Annotated in this window: 20 protein-coding genes and 1 pseudogene; 13 read left to right on the plus strand and 8 right to left on the minus strand. The window is 69.2% G+C overall.

Annotation, left to right across the window (positions count from 1 at the left end; all coding sequences use genetic code 11):
- Window positions 1–2: 2 nt before the first annotated feature.
- From B7X32_RS09165 to B7X32_RS09195, 7 genes are all read right to left on the minus strand, one after another.
- Window positions 3–431, minus strand: coding sequence for a hypothetical protein (locus B7X32_RS09165; RefSeq protein WP_292718749.1), 429 nt, complete (start codon window positions 429–431; stop codon window positions 3–5).
- The gene (locus tag B7X32_RS09170; protein ID WP_292718751.1) at window positions 428–919 is read right to left on the minus strand and encodes a hypothetical protein; all 492 of its coding nucleotides are present in this window, start codon (window positions 917–919) and stop codon (window positions 428–430) included. The genes B7X32_RS09165 and B7X32_RS09170 overlap by 4 nt, the downstream gene beginning before the upstream one ends.
- A complete protein-coding gene (locus B7X32_RS09175) occupies window positions 916–1,494 on the minus strand; it encodes a hypothetical protein (protein ID WP_292718753.1) in 579 nt (192 codons plus the stop codon). The genes B7X32_RS09170 and B7X32_RS09175 overlap by 4 nt, the downstream gene beginning before the upstream one ends.
- Before the next feature lie 481 nt (window positions 1,495–1,975).
- A complete protein-coding gene (locus B7X32_RS09180) occupies window positions 1,976–2,419 on the minus strand; it encodes a hypothetical protein (RefSeq protein WP_292718755.1) in 444 nt (147 codons plus the stop codon).
- The gene (locus tag B7X32_RS09185) at window positions 2,416–2,724 is read right to left on the minus strand and encodes a hypothetical protein (RefSeq protein ID WP_292718757.1); all 309 of its coding nucleotides are present in this window, start codon (window positions 2,722–2,724) and stop codon (window positions 2,416–2,418) included. Before B7X32_RS09185 ends, B7X32_RS09180 begins: the two co-directional genes overlap by 4 nt.
- A gap of 3 nt (window positions 2,725–2,727) precedes the next feature.
- On the minus strand, window positions 2,728–2,940 hold the full coding sequence (locus B7X32_RS09190) for a helix-turn-helix domain-containing protein (protein WP_292718759.1): 213 nt from the start codon (window positions 2,938–2,940) through the stop codon (window positions 2,728–2,730).
- Between the two features lie 318 nt (window positions 2,941–3,258).
- Window positions 3,259–4,437, minus strand: coding sequence for a tyrosine-type recombinase/integrase (locus B7X32_RS09195; RefSeq protein WP_292718761.1), 1,179 nt, complete (start codon window positions 4,435–4,437; stop codon window positions 3,259–3,261).
- A 264-nt stretch (window positions 4,438–4,701) separates the two neighbouring features.
- Here B7X32_RS09195 and B7X32_RS09200 point away from each other — a divergent pair, with 264 nt between their 5' ends.
- From B7X32_RS09200 to B7X32_RS09215, 4 genes are all read left to right on the plus strand, one after another.
- Window positions 4,702–5,304: a YdcF family protein gene (locus tag B7X32_RS09200; RefSeq protein ID WP_292718763.1), complete on the plus strand. Its 603-nt coding sequence runs from the start codon at window positions 4,702–4,704 to the stop codon at window positions 5,302–5,304.
- Between the two features lie 52 nt (window positions 5,305–5,356).
- Window positions 5,357–6,643 (plus strand): low temperature requirement protein A, encoded by a 1,287-nt coding sequence (locus tag B7X32_RS09205; protein WP_292718765.1) that lies wholly within the window; start codon window positions 5,357–5,359, stop codon window positions 6,641–6,643.
- A gap of 246 nt (window positions 6,644–6,889) precedes the next feature.
- Window positions 6,890–8,818 carry a threonine--tRNA ligase gene (gene thrS / locus B7X32_RS09210; protein ID WP_292718784.1) on the plus strand — a complete coding sequence of 643 codons (1,929 nt, stop codon included), beginning with the start codon at window positions 6,890–6,892 and terminating at the stop codon, window positions 8,816–8,818.
- On the plus strand, window positions 8,815–9,375 hold the full coding sequence (locus B7X32_RS09215) for an HIT domain-containing protein (protein WP_292718767.1): 561 nt from the start codon (window positions 8,815–8,817) through the stop codon (window positions 9,373–9,375). Before thrS ends, B7X32_RS09215 begins: the two co-directional genes overlap by 4 nt.
- 74 nt (window positions 9,376–9,449) lie before the next feature.
- Here the strand turns inward: B7X32_RS09215 and pdxY are convergent, their stop codons facing one another.
- Window positions 9,450–10,301: a pyridoxal kinase PdxY gene (gene pdxY, locus B7X32_RS09220; RefSeq protein ID WP_292718786.1), complete on the minus strand. Its 852-nt coding sequence runs from the start codon at window positions 10,299–10,301 to the stop codon at window positions 9,450–9,452.
- 90 nt (window positions 10,302–10,391) lie between these two features.
- Here pdxY and pdxS point away from each other — a divergent pair, with 90 nt between their 5' ends.
- The 9 genes and pseudogenes from pdxS to B7X32_RS09265 form a co-directional block, all read left to right on the plus strand.
- The gene (gene pdxS, locus B7X32_RS09225; RefSeq protein ID WP_292718769.1) at window positions 10,392–11,294 is read left to right on the plus strand and encodes a pyridoxal 5'-phosphate synthase lyase subunit PdxS; all 903 of its coding nucleotides are present in this window, start codon (window positions 10,392–10,394) and stop codon (window positions 11,292–11,294) included.
- Complete coding sequence (gene pdxT, locus B7X32_RS09230) at window positions 11,291–11,899, plus strand: pyridoxal 5'-phosphate synthase glutaminase subunit PdxT (RefSeq protein ID WP_292718770.1); 609 nt, start codon at window positions 11,291–11,293, stop codon at window positions 11,897–11,899. The genes pdxS and pdxT overlap by 4 nt, the downstream gene beginning before the upstream one ends.
- Before the next feature lie 105 nt (window positions 11,900–12,004).
- Window positions 12,005–12,763, plus strand: a complete 759-nt coding sequence (locus tag B7X32_RS09235) for a YebC/PmpR family DNA-binding transcriptional regulator (protein WP_292718772.1) — start codon at window positions 12,005–12,007, stop codon at window positions 12,761–12,763.
- Window positions 12,764–12,781: 18 nt separating this feature from the next.
- Window positions 12,782–13,411, plus strand: a complete 630-nt coding sequence (locus B7X32_RS09240; protein ID WP_292718774.1) for a GrpB family protein — start codon at window positions 12,782–12,784, stop codon at window positions 13,409–13,411.
- Entirely contained in the window at window positions 13,408–13,995 is a 588-nt protein-coding gene (gene ruvC, locus B7X32_RS09245) for a crossover junction endodeoxyribonuclease RuvC (RefSeq protein WP_292718776.1), read from the plus strand. Before B7X32_RS09240 ends, ruvC begins: the two co-directional genes overlap by 4 nt.
- Before the next feature lie 9 nt (window positions 13,996–14,004).
- Window positions 14,005–14,622 (plus strand): Holliday junction branch migration protein RuvA, encoded by a 618-nt coding sequence (gene ruvA / locus B7X32_RS09250; protein WP_292718778.1) that lies wholly within the window; start codon window positions 14,005–14,007, stop codon window positions 14,620–14,622.
- The gene (ruvB, locus tag B7X32_RS09255; protein ID WP_292718780.1) at window positions 14,615–15,643 is read left to right on the plus strand and encodes a Holliday junction branch migration DNA helicase RuvB; all 1,029 of its coding nucleotides are present in this window, start codon (window positions 14,615–14,617) and stop codon (window positions 15,641–15,643) included. Before ruvA ends, ruvB begins: the two co-directional genes overlap by 8 nt.
- Before the next feature lie 75 nt (window positions 15,644–15,718).
- Complete coding sequence (locus B7X32_RS09260) at window positions 15,719–16,168, plus strand: preprotein translocase subunit YajC (protein WP_292718782.1); 450 nt, start codon at window positions 15,719–15,721, stop codon at window positions 16,166–16,168.
- A gap of 69 nt (window positions 16,169–16,237) precedes the next feature.
- Window positions 16,238–16,616 (plus strand): annotated as a pseudogene (locus B7X32_RS09265) (protein translocase subunit SecD); the annotation flags it as partial.

Below are 16,616 nucleotides of genomic sequence, written 5' to 3' on the forward strand. Positions count from 1 at the left end.
GGTCAGTGATCATCGGGATCTCCGCCCGCGTCGGTTCCTGGTGTTGCATCAGTAACGCCGAGCACGGCGGCCTCTCCGTGCTCCAGCAGGTGCGCCTGCGCGACCTGCTCGGCGTAGTCGTACAGCCAGCCCGCCTCTTCGTCGCCGAGCCGGTCGATCAGCCAGCCCTCAGCCGCCGGATCCTCGAAGTACCACGCGACGAGGGCGATGATGCGGGGGAGCGATCCGGGCTCCGAGCGGACCAGCGGGGCGATGGCCCGCCGCAGCGGATCCTCCCCGTAGTAGCCCGGTCGCCGGAGCGCCGCCGGGAGCCGGTTCCGCTCGGCGAGCGCGTCGCGGAACAGCGTGGGGGACGTGTACTCGGGCGGCCCGTCGTAGCGCGGCGCCACGCTGACGCCGAGATCGTGGGCGGCCCGGTGAAGGCGCCTCACAGCCCGATCTCCTTCTGCTCATCGGGGCTCAGGACGGCGGTCCCAGCCGAACGCAGGTTCATGACGATGCGGGCGATGCTGTCCGGCGAGAGCCCGAGCGCGTTGCGGCCCTTCTCCGCGCGACGTTCCTCGGCGTGCAGCAGCGTGAGCAGCGATGCCCGGTAGGTGCCACGACGGTTCTTCAGCCCGACAGAGTCGAGGTCGGCGCGGATCAGTTGACAGCGGGCCTCAGCGTGAGCCCATGACCGACGCGCCCACCGGAACTTGTCGAGGCTCAGCAGCGGGAATGCGTCCATCGCTTGCGCTTCGATCTCCTCGGCCACCTCCGCGACCTTGCTCGCCGAGTAGGCGCCATGCGTCACCGCAGCCGTGTTGCCCGGCTTGAACGGCTCGCGCACACGCGCGCGCGCATCGTTTCCGTGGGTTTCGGAGCCCGAGGCCGCAGCACGAGCCGGTTCAGGCGTTTCGGGGGTTCGCACGGCGGTCATGCGGGCGTCTCCAGGGCGGCGTAGTGGTCGAACAGTCGGCGGATGGTCGTGGTGGACAGGTGGGGGACCAGGGCCGCGTACGCCCCGAACGTGAGGCCGTCGAGGAACGCGACGAGGTCGGGGAAGTCGAGTGTCTGGATGGCGGCGGCGACGTCGGGTGCCTGAGCGTTCATGCGGTTCCTCCTGTAGCGGGTGCGGTTGCGGATCCGGTGGCAGGCGCGGCACTCGGTGTGCTTGCGCCCTGCGGTGGCGCGGTCGTGCCCGAACGGGCAGCGGGTATCGGTGCCCCCGTGATCGATGAACGCGGCGTGCTGTGGACAGCGGGGGCTGTACGTCGCGATGTCGGTTCCCCAGACGACGGGCCTGCCGTCGGCGTTCAGGCCCGTCCTGGACGGTCCACGGCGGTCCCAGGACCAGTATCGGGCCGGGCGGTCGCATCCTTCGGCGGTGCAGGCATACCCCGCAGCACGCCCCCGGGTGCGTCGCAGCCGGGAGTGGATGGCGCCATAGGTGGTACTGCGGGCGTACGTGGTGGACCAGCGGATGCCGGACGGGGTGGCGGTGATCGGGCTCATGGTGTGTCCTTCGTGCGGGGGATGCGAGAAATGCGATCTGAGGGCCTGGGATCTTCGTGGACCTCCCGGGATGCCCGGATGAGGTTCTAGGCGGCCCTGTGGCCCGTTCTGTGCGAATCCGTGGCGATGCGACCGTGCCTCGCGCGTACGAGCGAGCGAGCGTCAGCGAGCGAGCGGGCATGATGCACCGGGATCTCCATCGGGTCGAGGCGGCTGGGAGTTCGGCAGGGCTCATCGACGGCAACCGGAGCCCGAAGGGCGGAGGGCGGCAGCGGCGATGTGGGAGCGGCAGCGTCGTGGTCGATTCGGTGTGTCAGGACGCCGCTCGCGTCCGGCGTGGATCCGGCTCCGGCTGGGTCGTGAGATGCCTCGGAGAGGCGCCCGCCGAGCGTGAGCGAGGTGGTCGCCTCTACGTGGCGCGTTTTCCGCGGCACGGCTCCGGAGTAGGGATCGCGGGGCATCGGGAGGGTTCCGCGGTTGCTCATCGCGTCACCTCGGGTTCCCTGCTCCCGAGCCGTGGCGCGATTTCCGCGCCACGTGCGATTGTCAGCGTCGGCTCACAGTCGGGCAGGTCGCAGAGTTCGAGCAAGCCCAGCCCGTCCGGTGCCGTGATGCCGGTCAGCCGCGGGCAGTACAGCAGCACGTGACGCCGGACGGCGCGCGGTCCGGAGCGTGCCTCCATCCGCACCAGCACGGGGGGCTCATCACCCATGCCGCTCCAGCGCCGCACGCTCCGTTCGAGGGCATCGAGCGAGACTCCGGCAGCGTCGGCGATGTCGCGGAACGGGTGCCAGCAGAATCCGGCTTCGCCGAGGCGGGACATCACGGCATCGAGCACTCGCATGTCGCGGTGCCCGTACTGCATCCCGCGGTCGCGCATCACGGCGAGCAGGAAGGCGTCGATCTCTTCGCGCGTCGGGATCATGCCGTGATCACCTCGCCGGGATCGCCGTTCGCGTAGCGCTCGATCTCGGCGAGCGCAGCGATGAGCCGGGCGGCCTGGAGCGCACGCGCAGCAGTTCGCGAGGGGAGCATGCGCACCGTGGACTCGATGAGATCGACGGGCACGTCGATGAGCGACAGCGTGAGCACGTCGCCGTCGGCAGCATCGAGATCGCGGAGCACCGTGAACAGGTGGTGATCGGTCGGGCCGTCGATGGGTCGGACCGTGCCGCGCGCGGCGAGAGCAGCTGTCACCGCATCGATTGCCTCGCGGGTAGAGATCAACACGGCTCAGCCCTTCGCGGGGATGCGCACGGGGCGCATCATGGCGTCGAGGTCGGAGACGCGGATGCGGTAGCCCCCGCGGGGGCCGATGCGAGAGGCGGGGAGTTCACCGCGGGAGATCATGCGCCGGAGCGTCAGCACGCTCACGTCGTGCCGTGCAGCGGCGGAGGGGATGGAGAGCCAGACGGGCTCATCGGGTGTGGTGCTGGCGGATGCCATGGAGGGGCCTCGAATCGTCGGGATGTTGACAATTCGCCCGGCCCTTGACACCAGCAGCGCTTAATTCGTGATGCCTATTGTGCACCAATGACTATCGCTGATCAAGCGAGTGCGCACGGCTACGGCGTGTCCCTATCTGCACAATGCAAATACGTTGTGAGACGATATAGCCCGTGACCAGGGAGTTCTATCCGAGCCGAAACAGCCGTGACATTTCCGTGATCTGTCGTGCCGCAGACCGGCTGAATGCTCTCCTCGCGTCCGCCGGGAACGCTGAACGCCCGCCAGCAGGAATTGCTAACGGGTGTTCGGAGAATGTCAGGCGATAGACGACATCTTCTCCAGCAGGGCATCCTCGCGGCCCGTGCCGTGCGTGTACCGGAGCGCGATACCGGGGGAAGCCTGCCCCAGGCGCTCCATGACTTCGACCTGGGTGGCCCCGGCAGCCGAGTACGCCGATGCCGCGTAGTGCCGGAGCCCGTGCCAGGGGAGATCCTTCCGGCCCGCCTTCTCGCGTGCCCGCATCCAGACGCGCGCCAGGGACGACTGCCGCATGTGCTCAGTCGGATCGCCCGCCGAGGGGAACAACAGGGCATCGGGCGATGCGATCACGTGGTTGGCGAGGTGCGCGATCACGGTGGCGTACAGCCCGGAGACGTTCGGCAGTTTCACGTCGCGGATGCCCGCGGCGGTCTTCGGCTTGCCGACGATGGCGCCCTTGCCGGTCACGTGCGTCACGGCCCGCGACACGTGGAGGGTGATCAGCACGACGCGGTCATGCTTCCGGGTGATCCGGACATCCTTGCGGCGGAGTTCCGTCAACTCGCCGTAGCGGAGCCCGCTCCACGCGGCGAGCAGCGCCATCGCCTTGTACCGCTCGGGCAGGTTGGCGACGATGATGGCGAGTTCGTCGGCGGTCGGCGGCTTCACGGCCTTCTCGGTCGAGGTGGAGCCAGCACCCTTGATCTGGCAGGGGTTCCCGGGGATCAACTCGCGATCTACGGCGGCCTGCATGATCGAGCGCAGCAGGGAGTATGCGCGCCCGGTCTGCGTCTTGCGGCCAGTGCCGAGTTGCGCAGCGTGCCAGTCCATGACGGCGGCCTTCGTGATCGCCGGGATGGTCATGTCCGCGAACGCTGCCAAAGGGCCCGCGATCAGGCGCCGGTACTCAGCCTCCGTCGTGGCCCTCAGGCGCTCCCCGCGCACGTTGTACCTCTTGGTCAGCCAGTCCTCCGCGAACACGCTGAACAGCACGTCGCGCCGCTCGCGTTCGGCCTTCTCATCGGCCCGAGATCTCCATGTCCCGGCGGCGATGCGGGTGCGGATGCCGGACAGGAACGCCCGGGCGTCCGTCAGCGTGTCGAACGTCGTGGGCGCGTTGTGGCGGATCCCGTCGGGGCCGATGTAGGACGCCTGGAGCCGTCCCGAGCGCATCTTCTTGATCTGTCCGAACGTCTCGCGGCGCTTGCGCTTCTTCGTGGTCGTGGCGGTGGTCATGGCGATATCTCCTCGGGCCAAACGGTGCGCACCGTACTTGCACCGTATCTCGTGATCACGATTGATCATTCCTGATACCTACAGCGTACCGTGAGCGGCATAATCACGGGGTAGACTCACCTATATCCGCGCGCGTGCGCGCGAGATAGCGTAACTGGTTCGATCCCAGTATCGCGCACAGAGAAACCCCCGGTTCCCCCGGGGGTTTTGTCGTATCCGGGGTTCTGCGGAGCATCGTCGATGCGAGTGTCTAGCCTGGAGCGCATGCGGAAGTCCCTTCTTCTCGTGCCCGCGGCGGCGGGAGCACTTATGGTGCTCGCCTTCCTGCTCTGGGGCGAAGTCGTCTCGGAGCGAGCGAGCCGGCGGGGCCTCGAGACAGGCCGGGCCGGTGCCTGGCGCACCGTGCTCGTGCTGGGATACGGCAACCGCGGTGCGCGGGCCAATGCGGTGAACCGCTTCAGGGTGCGCGCCGCCCTGCGCACGCTCCGGGGCGAGGACGATGTGCTGGTCTTCTCCGGCGGTGCGGTGCGAGGGCCGGAGCCGGAAGCGGAGATCCTCGCCCGCTACGCCGTCGCTCAGGGATTTCCCGGACGGATCCTCCTGGAGGCGCAGAGCCGCTCGACGGAGGAGAACATCCGGAACTCGATTCCTCTGCTCGAGGATGCGGAAGAGATCGCCATCGTCTCGAACGCGCTGCACGCCGAACGCGCCAGAGGACTGCTGCGCGCGCGACGTCCGGATCTGGCCCGCAGGCTCATCCGCGCGGAGGACTACCGGTTCGGCGAGATCCCGGTCATCAAGGCGGTCTCCGCAGCGCTCGCACTCCTCGAACGCCGCCGCCGTCGAGCGGATCCCGGGTCGCGCTAGGTTGGACGCTGCACATCCAAGGGGTTGGGTGTTCCATAGGTTGGGGGAGAGCATGACGAACGCGGTCGAGCGGTACCGGCACGGGCTGAGTCCGATGCGCGGGCGCGCACAGCATGAGGAGCACCGTGCGGCCACGCCGCTCGAGGCCCTCTACGACCTGGTCTTCGCCGCGGCGTTCGGCGTCGCAGGGTTGCAGCTGGCGCAGGGCGTCGATGCCGGACACGGGGGAGCGGCGGTCGGGGCCTTCGCGTTCGCGGTCGCGGCGATCATCTGGGCGTGGATCAACTTCTCCTGGTTCGCCTCCGCATTCGACACGGACGACTGGCTGTTCCGCGTGTTCACGATGGTGCAGATGGCGGGTGTGATCGTACTCGCGATCGGGCTGCCGACGATGTTCGGGTCGCTCGAGAGCGACGGCGCCTTCGACAACCGGGTCATGGTGTCGGGGTACATCGTCATGCGCGTCGGGCTCCTCGCCCAGTGGCTCCGCGCATCGCGCGATCCCGCGTACCGTCGGCACGCGCTCACCTACGTCCTGTTCGTGGCCGTCGCCCAGATCGGCTGGATCGTCGTGGCGTGGGCTCCGCTGCCCCTCGGCGCCGCGTTCGCGGCCTCCGCCGCGTGCTGGCTGATCGAGCTGGGCGGGCCGATCGTGGCCGAGCGCAAGGGCCAGGGGGCGCGGCGCGGTACGCCCTGGCACCCGCACCACATCGCCGAGCGGTATTCGCTGCTGACGATCATCGCGCTGGGCGAGACCGTGATCGGCACGCTCGCCGCCGCGCAGGAGGTGTCCCACGAGAAGGGCTGGTCCGGGGAAGCCGTCGTCGTGATCGGCGCCGGCGTCGCGATGACCTTCGCCCTGTGGTGGTCGTACACGATGATGCCGTCCGGCCCGATCCTCGCCGTGCACCGGAGCCGATCGTTCGTGTGGGGCTACGGCCACGCGTTCATCTTCGCGAGCGTCGCCGCCGTCGGCGCGGGTCTGCACACGATCGGATACGCCTATCGGCATGAGCACCCGCTCGCGACACCCGTCGTGATCCTGATGATCGCGGTCCCGGTGATCGTCTTCATGGTGTCGATCTCGCTGCTGCACTCCTATCTGGTGCATTCGCTCATGAAGGGGCTGCCCCTGCACGCGATCGCGATGATCCTGCCCCTTCTCGGCATACTGCTGGCGTTCGCCGGGCTCCCGCTGTGGGCGTGCCTGCTGGTCGTGCTCGCGGGTCCCGTCTTCGTCGTGGTCGCCTATGAAGCCGGGGGATGGCGCCTCGCGCAGCGCCACCTGGACCAGGCGCTGAGCCGCGCCGTGGACGGAGCGCCGGGGCGGGCGGCGTAGGATTCACCTATGGACTTCGCCCGGCTGACGCACGCGACCGCGGTCGCGGTCGCCGGCACGCGAACTCTCAGGGCCTGAGCGGGCAGGGCGCGATCGCGCCCGAAGCTGAGCCGAGACCATCGCCAAACTGGAGAACTTCCTTTGTCTGAGAACCCTGCGTCCGCCCCTGAACTGCCGTCCTACCCCTGCGACGGCTTCGCGCTCTACGGAGCGAACGGCCCCTTCAGCGACCGCTCCGTGGTCGCCATGCTCGTCAACGGGCAGCAGAAGGACCTCGCCGCCGTCGTGAACGAGGACGACGACGTGCAGCCCATCACGATCGACAGCCCCGAGGGCCTCGCGATCCTGCGCCACTCCACGGCCCACGTGCTCGCCCAGGCGGTGCAGCGCATCAAGCCGCAGGCCAACCTCGGCATCGGCCCGCCGATCACCGACGGCTTCTACTACGACTTCGGAGTGGACACCCCGTTCACCCCGGAGGACGTCAAGGCGATCTCCAAGGAGATGCAGCGGATCCAGCGCGAGGGCCAGCGCTTCGTGCGCCGCGTCGTCAGCGACGACGAGGCGCGCGCCGAGCTCGCCGACGAGCCGTTCAAGCTCGAGCTCATCGGTCTCAAGGGCCCTGGCGCCGACAAGACCGAGGGCGCCTCGGTCGAGGTCGGCGAGGGCGAACTGACCATCTACGACAACGTCGCCAAGGACGGCGAGGTCGTCTGGAAGGACCTCTGCCGCGGCCCGCACCTGCCGAGCACCCGCATGATCGGCAACGGGTGGGACCTCACCCGCATCGCCGCGGCCTACTGGCGCGGATCCGAGAAGAACCCGCAGCTGCAGCGCATCTACGGCACGGCCTGGCCGACCAAGGACGAGCTGCGCGCGTACCAGCAGCGCCTCGAGGAGGCCGCCAAGCGCGACCACCGTCGCCTGGGCAAGGAGCTCGACCTCTTCTCCTTCCCCGACGAGATCGGATCCGGCCTGTCGGTCTGGCATCCGCGCGGCGGCATCATCCGCGGCGAGATGGAGCAGCACGCGCGCCGCCGGCACATCGCCGCCGGGTACAACTACGTGTACACGCCGCACATCTCCAAGGAGGACCTGTTCCTCACCTCCAACCACCTCGTCACCTACCGCGACGGCATGTTCCCGCCGATCCGGATGGACGAGGAGCGCGATGAGGACGGGCACGTCACGAAGCAGGGGCAGGACTACTACCTGAAGCCCATGAACTGCCCGATGCACATCCTGATCTACAAGGAGCGGGCGCGGAGCTACCGCGATCTGCCGCTGCGGCTCGCGGAGAACGGCACCGTCTACCGGAACGAGCTGTCCGGGGCCCTGCACGGGCTCACCCGCGTGCGCGGCTTCACCCAGGACGACTCGCACCTGTTCGTGACGCCGGATCAACTGGAGGCCGAGGTCACCAAGGTCCTCGAATTCATCCTCTCCATGCTGCGCGACTTCGGTCTCAGCGACTTCGAGCTCGAGCTCTCGATGCGCGACGACGAGAAGGACAAGTGGATCGGATCCGACGAGTTCTGGGACTACTCGACGAATGCGCTCCGCAACGTCGCGCTGGCCTCCGGGCTCAAGCTCACCGAGGTTCCGGGCGAGGCGGCCTTCTACGGTCCGAAGATCGACCTGAAGACCACCGACGCGATCGGTCGCGTGTGGCAGCTGTCCACGGTGCAGGTCGACCCGAACCTGCCGGAGCGGTTCGGCCTCGAGTTCACCGACAAGGACGGGCAGAAGAAGCGCCCGATCATGATCCACCGCGCGCTGTTCGGCTCGATCGAGCGGTTCTTCGCGATCCTGCTCGAGCACTACGCCGGAGACTTCCCGCTGTGGCTCTCGCCCGTGCAGGTCATGGGGATCCCCGTGGCGGACGAGTTCGCGGACTACCTCGATGACGCCGTCGCGGCGCTCCGCGAGGCCGGCGTCCGCGCGGAGGTCGACCACTCAGACGAGCGCATGCAGAAGAAGATCCGCAACCACACCACGGGCAAGGTCCCGCTCATCCTCATCGCGGGGGAGCAGGACCGGGCCGCGGGCACGGTGTCCTTCCGATTCCGCGACGGCACTCAGGAGAACGGCGTGCCGCTCGCCGAGGCCGTCGACCGCGTGCGACGGGCGATCGAGAGCCACGTGCTGATCCAGACGGCGGGCGACCTGGCATGACGCTCGACGGGGGCGCCGCTCAGGACACGCAGCTGGAAGACGCCGCGCGCCTGGTCGGCGTCCCCGATGAGTTCCAGCGCCTCTGGGTGCCGCATCGGATGACGTACATCCAGGCGGGACCGGAGCCGCTGCGCGAGGAGTGCCCGTTCTGCGAGGCGCCGAAGCACCCCGATGAGGAGCGGCTGATCGTCGCTCGGGGACACACGGCGTACGTGCTGCTGAACCTTTTCCCGTACAACTCCGGACACCTGCTGGTGTGCCCGTACCGCCACATCGCGACGTACGACGAGGCGACGGCGGAGGAGGTCGCGGAGATCGGCGCGCTCACGCAGACCGCGATGCGCGTGCTGAAGGCGACCTCGCGCTGCGACGGCTTCAACATCGGGATGAACCAGGGCGCCGTCGCCGGCGCCGGGGTGGACGCGCATCTGCATCAGCATGTCGTGCCCCGCTGGAACAGCGATGCGAACTTCTTCCCGATCATCGCGAAGACGAAGGCGCTGCCGCAGCTGCTCGGCGACGTGCGCAACACCGTCGCGGCGGCCTGGCCCGCCTGAGACTCTCCCCGGGGTCGTTGAGCGAGGACGGTGAAGCCGACCTTCGCTCGACGACCGCCGGGAAGGAACGGCGGTCAGCGCACCTGTCGGGCCTCGAACTGCCGTGGCGGGTTGGCGTACGCCTCCTGCGCCGGGATGAGCTGCAGCTCGCGCTCGCCCGACTCGAGGGTGAGCGCGAGCAGCTCGAACACGCTCGACACGGTCAGCTCGAGGGCGGCCTTGGCGTCCCCGGTGCGCACGTAGTGCGCCGTGAAGAGAGCGGCGGTGACGTCACCGGATCCGTTCGCCTTCATCGGCAGGTGCGGCGTGGCGACCAGCCAGGCGCCCTTGTCGTCCACGGCGAGCATCTCGATCGTGCCCTCCTCGCGGTCCGGGCGCTCGACGCTGGTCACGAGCACGGTGTTCGGGCCCATCGCGCGGGCGGCGTCGACCGAGGCGAGCGTCGATTCGAGCGTGTCCGGCTCGGTGTCCGTGAGGAAGCCCAGCTCGAACTGGTTCGGGGTGATGATGTCCGCGACGGGTACGACCTTGTCGCGCAGCAGCACGGGGATGGCGGCGGCGACGAAGCACCCGGACTTGGCGTTGCCCATCACGGGGTCGCACGCGTACACCGCGTTCGGGTTGGCGGCCTTGACCCTGGCTACGGCGTCGACGATCACGTCGCCGATGCCCTCGCCGCCCTGGTAGCCGCTCAGCACCGCGTCGACCTCGCCGAGCACGCCGCGCTCCTCGATGCCGGTGATGACCTCGCGCACGTCGTCGGGGGCGATCAGCGGGCCGCGCCAGGCGCCGTAACCCGTGTGATTGGAGAAGTTCACGGTGTAGACGGGGAGCACCTCGACGCCGATGCGCTGCAGCGGGAACACTGCGGCGGAGTTGCCGACATGGCCGTACGCGACGGCGGACTGGATGGAGAGCACCTTCAGCATCCCTCGATCCTCTCACCTGGAATGAGGGGGTCACGCCACTGTCTGCACGGTCTCGGATTGCATTGCAGACAGCGTATGATCTGTCCTATGACAGAACTTGCACCCGAATCGACCACCGGAACCGGTCGCGTCAAGCGCGGCCTCGCCGAGATGCTCAAGGGCGGCGTCATCATGGACGTCGTCACCCCGGAGCAGGCGAAGATCGCCGAAGATGCCGGCGCCGTCGCCGTCATGGCGCTCGAGCGGGTGCCCGCGGACATCCGCGCACAGGGCGGCGTGTCGCGCATGAGCGACCCCGACATGATCGACGGCATCATCTCCGCCGTGTCGATCCCTGTCATGGCCAAGGCGCGCATCGGCCACTTCGTCGAGGCGCAGGTGCTGCAGGAGCTCGGCGTCGACTACATCGACGAGTCCGAGGTGCTCTCGCCCGCCGACTACGTCAACCACATCGACAAGTGGGGCTTCACGGTGCCCTTCGTCTGCGGTGCCACCAACCTGGGCGAGGCGCTGCGCCGCATCACCGAGGGTGCGGCGATGATCCGCTCCAAGGGCGAGGCCGGCACCGGCGACGTCTCCGAGGCGATGAAGCACATCCGCACGATCCGTGGCGAGATCGCACGCCTGACGACGCTTCCCAAGGACGAGCTCTACGTCGCGGCCAAGGAGCTGCAGGCGCCCTACGAGCTGGTCGCCGAGGTCGCCGAGAAGGGCGCGCTTCCCGTCGTCATGTTCGTGGCCGGGGGAGTGGCGACTCCCGCGGACGCCGCCATGATGATGCAGCTCGGCGCCGACGGCGTGTTCGTCGGATCCGGCATCTTCAAGTCCGGCGACCCGGCTGCGCGTGCCGCCGCGATCGTCAAGGCGACCGCCGCCTACGACGACCCCGCCGTGATCGCGCAGGTCTCCCGCGGGCTCGGCGAGGCCATGGTCGGCATCAACGTGTCCGACCTGCCCGCACCGCACCGCCTCGCGGAGCGCGGCTGGTGACAGCACCCGTGCGGATCGGCGTGCTCGCGCTGCAGGGCGATGTGCGCGAGCACGCCGCGATCCTCACCTCGCTCGGGGCGGAGGCGGTTCCCGTCCGCCGCCCCGAGCAGTTGGACGGGCTCGACGGGCTGGTGATCCCCGGCGGCGAGTCGAGCGTGATCGACAAGCTGTCCCGGATCTTCGGCGTGCGCGAGCCGCTGCGGGCGCTCATCGCCGACGGTCTGCCCGTGTACGGCACGTGTGCGGGGCTGATCCTGCTCGCGGACGAGATCGAGGGGGCGATCGACGGCCAGCTCACCTTCGGCGGACTCGACGTCACCGTCGCCCGCAACGCCTTCGGCGGGCAGGTGGAGTCCTTCGAGACGACGCTCGCGGTCGCAGGGATCGACGAGCCGGTGGACGCGACGTTCATCCGGGCGCCGCTCATCACCCGGGTAGGCCCCGGTGCGACGGCGATCGCGGCGCTGCCGGACGGCGGTGTCGTGGCCGTGCAGCAGGGCAACCTGCTCGGCACGAGCTTCCACCCGGAGATGAACGGCGAGACGCGGCTGCACGCCCGTTTCCTGGAGCTGGTCGCGGCGCGGAGGTCGGCCGTCGCGGCGTGATCTCCCTGTTCTGCGCCCTGTTCGTCGGTGCCCCGAGCGCGGATCTTCTAGAATGGACGATGCCCTGGCGGGATGGACCGCGGGGCTGATACGAGCGGGAGACATATGTCCGGGCATTCCAAGTGGGCCACGACCAAGCACAAGAAGGCCGTCATCGACTCGCGCCGTGCGAAGTCGTGGGCCAAGCTCATCAAGAACATCGAGGTCGCCGCGAAGCTCGGCGGCGCCGATCTCGCGGGCAACCCGACGCTCTTCGACGCGGTGCTCAAGGCCAAGAAGACCTCCGTCCCGAAGGACAACATCGACCGCGCCATCAAGCGCGGTGCGGGCATCGGCGGAGAGTCGGTCGAGTACTCCTCGATCATGTACGAGGGCTACGGCGCCCACGGCGTCGCGCTCATGATCGAGTGTCTGACCGACAACAAGAACCGCGCGGCGGCCGAGGTGCGCACCGCGCTCAGCCGCAACGGCGGAACGCTGGCCGACCCCGGCAGCGTCGCCTACAACTTCACCCGCAAGGGCGTCATCGTCGTCGATGGCGAGAACACGACCGAGGACGACGTCATGATGGCGGCACTCGAGGCGGGCGCGGAGGAGATCGAGCCGCACGCGCAGGGCTTCGAGATCATCACCGACGCCTCCGACCTGGTCGCGGTGCGCACCGCGCTGCAGGAGGCCGGCATCGAGTACGAGTCGGCGGATGTCGAGTTCGTCCCGAACCTCAAGGTCGAGATCGACGCCGATGCGGCGCGCAAGATATTCCGCCTCATCGACGCGCTCGAGGACAGCGACGACGTGCAGAACGTCTACGCGAACTTCGACCTGACGGCCGAGGTCCAGGCCGAGCTCGAGAACGACGAGTAAGCAGCGAGAGACCCTTCGATGGCCGCGCCGGAGATCGTCCCGTACGATCCGGCGTGGCCATCGGCCGCTTCGCGCTGGATCCGGCGGATCCATGACGCGTTCGTCCAGGCCGGACTCCCCGCCGCGGAGCTTCAGCACATCGGCTCGACCGCCGTGCCGGGGCTGGCCGCCAAGCCGTACCTGGATCTCCAGGTCCTCGTGCCGGCGATCCCCGATGAACGCGCGGTCAGCACGGCGCTCGGGCCGCTCCTGCTCGAGAGGGCGCGGGGCTCCCGCCCCGACTCCCCGGGAGTCGACGTCGACATCCCGCGCCCCGGATCGGATCCGCGCCATCACGAGAAGCTGCTGTACTTCCGGGAGCTCGACCAGGACGGATCCGCGCAGGGGCTCATCCTGCACATCCGCCGGGCCGACTCGCCGTTCGCCGACTTCGTGGTCTCCTTCCGCGATTGGTTGCGCGTGGATCCGGCGGCTAGGATGCAGTACGAGCGTCTGAAGCGGCATCTCGCAGAGGAGAACGCGGACGCGGCCGACTACGACGACTACACCAGGGCCAAGAGCGCGTTCATGGACCAGGCGCAGTCGGCGATGGGCTGGCCGCGCGCCTCGGCGCCGAGCGGCGGAACCGCGCCTAGCCTGGAGGGATGACGGGAGTACGGCGGGTTCTGGGCATCGACCCCGGCCTCACGCGCTGCGGCGTCGGCGTGGTCGACGTCGATCCGATGCGCCGGGGCACGCTCGTGCATGTCGGCGTGATCCGCACGCCGCCGGACGCCCCGATCGGGGAGCGGCTCGCGGCGGTCGCCGCGGGAATCCGTGCGGTGATCGCGGAGCACGAACCGGATGCGGTGGCCGTGGAGCGCGTCTTCGCTCAACAGAACACGCACACCGTCATGGGGACGGCGCAGGCCAGCGGTGTCGCGCTGCTCATCGCCGCCGAGCACGGGCTCCCCGCCGCCACGCACACGCCGAGCGAGGTCAAGGCAGCGGTGACCGGCTACGGCTCCGCGGACAAGAAGCAGGTGCAGGCGATGATCGCGCGCATCCTGCGCCTCGACGCGCCGCCGCAGCCGGCGGACGCGGCCGATGCTCTCGCGATCGCGCTCTGCCACGCATGGCGCGGATCCGGTGCGGCGGGCGCTGCGGGCGGGGGCGAGGCGCAGACTCCCGCGCAGAAGGCGTGGGCCGACGCGGAGCGTGTCGCTCGAACATACATACGAGCACGTGCGTAGACTGCTCTCATGATCTCCTCCCTGCGTGGCACCGTGCTGTCCGCGAGCACGGATTCCGTCATCATCGAGGTCGGAGGAGTCGGCTTCTCGGTCGCCGTGCCCGGCGATGTGGCGCACACCGCCCGCGTCGGCCACGAGCTGCGGCTGCACACGTCCCTGATCGTGCGCGAAGACGCCCTGTCGCTCTACGGCTTCGCGGATGCCGCCGAACTCGAGGTCTTCGGACACCTGATCTCCGTCACGGGAGTGGGCCCGAAGTCCGCCCTGGGGGTGCTCTCGCATCTCTCCGTCGACCAGATCGCCACGGCCGTCGCCGCGGACGACGACGCCCCGTTCCGCCGCGTGTCCGGGATCGGGCCGAAGACGGCCAAGCTCATCGTCGTCCAGCTCACGGGAAAGCTGCACGCGCCGGCCGCGGCGCCCTCTGCGGCATCGATCCCCGACGACATCAGCACCCAGCTGATCGCGGCCCTCATCGGCCTCGGCTGGTCCGAGCGCGTGGCCGCCGAAGCCGCGGAGCGGAGCGCCACCGAGGCGAGCGAGACCGAACGCGGATCTGTCGCGCTCCTGCTGCGTCGCACCCTCGCGACCCTCGGACCCGCCCAGGGCGGAGCCGCCCGTGGTTGAGTTCCACGATTCCGGCGAGGCGGTGGACGAGGTCGAGCTCGCGATCGAGGGCGCGCTGCGCCCGGCGAGCCTCGACGAGTTCGTCGGCCAGCACAAGGTCCGCGGCCAGATGAAGCTCCTGCTCGAGGCCGCGCGGATCCAGGACCGGCCGGCCGATCACATCCTGCTGTCCGGCCCTCCCGGCCTCGGCAAGACGACGCTGGCGATGATCGTGGCGCACGAGAGCGGGCGGCCGCTGCGCATGTCGAGCGGTCCCGCGATCCAGCACGCCGGCGACCTCGCCGCGCTGCTGTCGAGCCTGACTCCGGGGGAGGTGCTGTTCATCGACGAGATCCACCGGATGGCCCGTTCCGCGGAGGAGATGCTGTACCTCGCGATGGAGGACTTCCGCATCGACATCATGGTCGGCAAGGGCGCCGGGGCGACGAGCATCCCGCTCGAACTCGCTCCGTTCACGCTCGTGGGCGCCACCACGCGCTCCGGGCTGCTGCCGAACCCGCTGCGAGACCGCTTCGGCTTCACCGCGCATCTCGAGTACTACGAGGCGGACGAGCTCGAGCGGGTCGTCGAGCGCTCCGCCATCGTCCTCGGGGTCGGCGTGCCCGCCGTGGCGCGGGCGGAGATCGGCCGGCGTTCGCGCGGCACCCCTCGCATCGCCAATCGACTGCTCCGCCGCGTGCGCGACTACGCGCTCGTGCACGGCGGGGGATCCTCGGCCTCGGTCGAGGACGTGAAGGCGGCCCTGGAGCTCTACGACGTCGACCGGATCGGCCTGGATCGCCTGGACCGAGCGGTGCTGGACGCGATCGTGCGCCGTTTCCGCGGCGGCCCCGTGGGCCTCAGCACCCTCGCCGTCTCGGTGGGCGAGGAGGCTGACACGATCGAGAGCGTCGTGGAGCCGTATCTCGTGCGGATCGGCTTCCTCGGCCGCACGCCCCGGGGGCGCATCGCGATGCCGGAGGCGTACGCGCATCTCGGCGTCGGGCACCCCGAGGGGGCCGCGTTGTTCGATGACCTATAATCGCTGGAGACTTCGACTGTCCCCACCCTTCTGCGCACCCACCGCCGGCGCGCGCCCCGAAAGGCACCTCTTCGCATGAATCTCGCGACCTTCTTCTCGCAGTACGGTCTGTTCTTCGTCCTGGCCATCCTGCTCGTCTTCATGGTGTTCTCCACCCGCCGGCGCAACAAGCGCATGAAGGAGGAGCAGGAGAAGAAGGCCACGCAGACCGTCCCCGGCGCCAAGGTGCTGCTGCAGGGAGGCATCTACGGCACGATCGTCGAGTTCGATGCCGAGAACCTGGACCGCCCCGCCCGCGTCGAGATCGCGCCCGGCGTGGTCATCGAGGTGCACTCGCAGGCCATCCTGCGCATCGTCGACGAGGAGCAGAACGCGCCGGCCGTCGAGGAGACGCACACGCCGCTCGACGAGCAGACCCCGCTGGATGCGCAGACTCCGCTCGACGAGCGCGCCAAGGACATCCGCATCGAGTCGGCCGAGGAGACCCGCGCGCGCCTGGAGCGCGAGGCCGACGACAAGAACTGACGCGGTCCGCGCGCGGCGCACGACCGTCCCTCCGGACAGACCGTCCCCCTCAGAAAGCGAAGAACCTTCGTGGCATCGTCTTCTCCCGTCAAGCACGCCTGGCGGGTCCTGCTCGGCCTGCTCATCGCCATCGGCGTGCTCTTCGGCCTGAACGCGCTCGGCGTGTACGGCTTCGGCAAGAGCTCCTGGACGCCCCAGCTGGCCCTGGACCTGCAGGGCGGTACGCAGATCATCCTCAGCGCGCAGACCGCTGACGGCAAGGATCCGAACGCGGACCAGCTCACCCAGGCCGCGCAGATCATCCGTCAGCGCGTGGACGCGTCGGGTGTCGGGGAATCCGACATCACCACCGAGGGCGGCCGCAACATCGTCGTCCAGATCGCGGGCAAGGCGGACGAGGCCACGCGCAACCGGATCCAGGCGAGCGCCAAGATGGAGCTGCGCGCGG

Source organism: Microbacterium sp. 13-71-7 (genome assembly GCF_002257455.1).
In the GTDB taxonomy this organism is placed as follows: Bacteria; Actinomycetota; Actinomycetes; order Actinomycetales; family Microbacteriaceae; genus Microbacterium.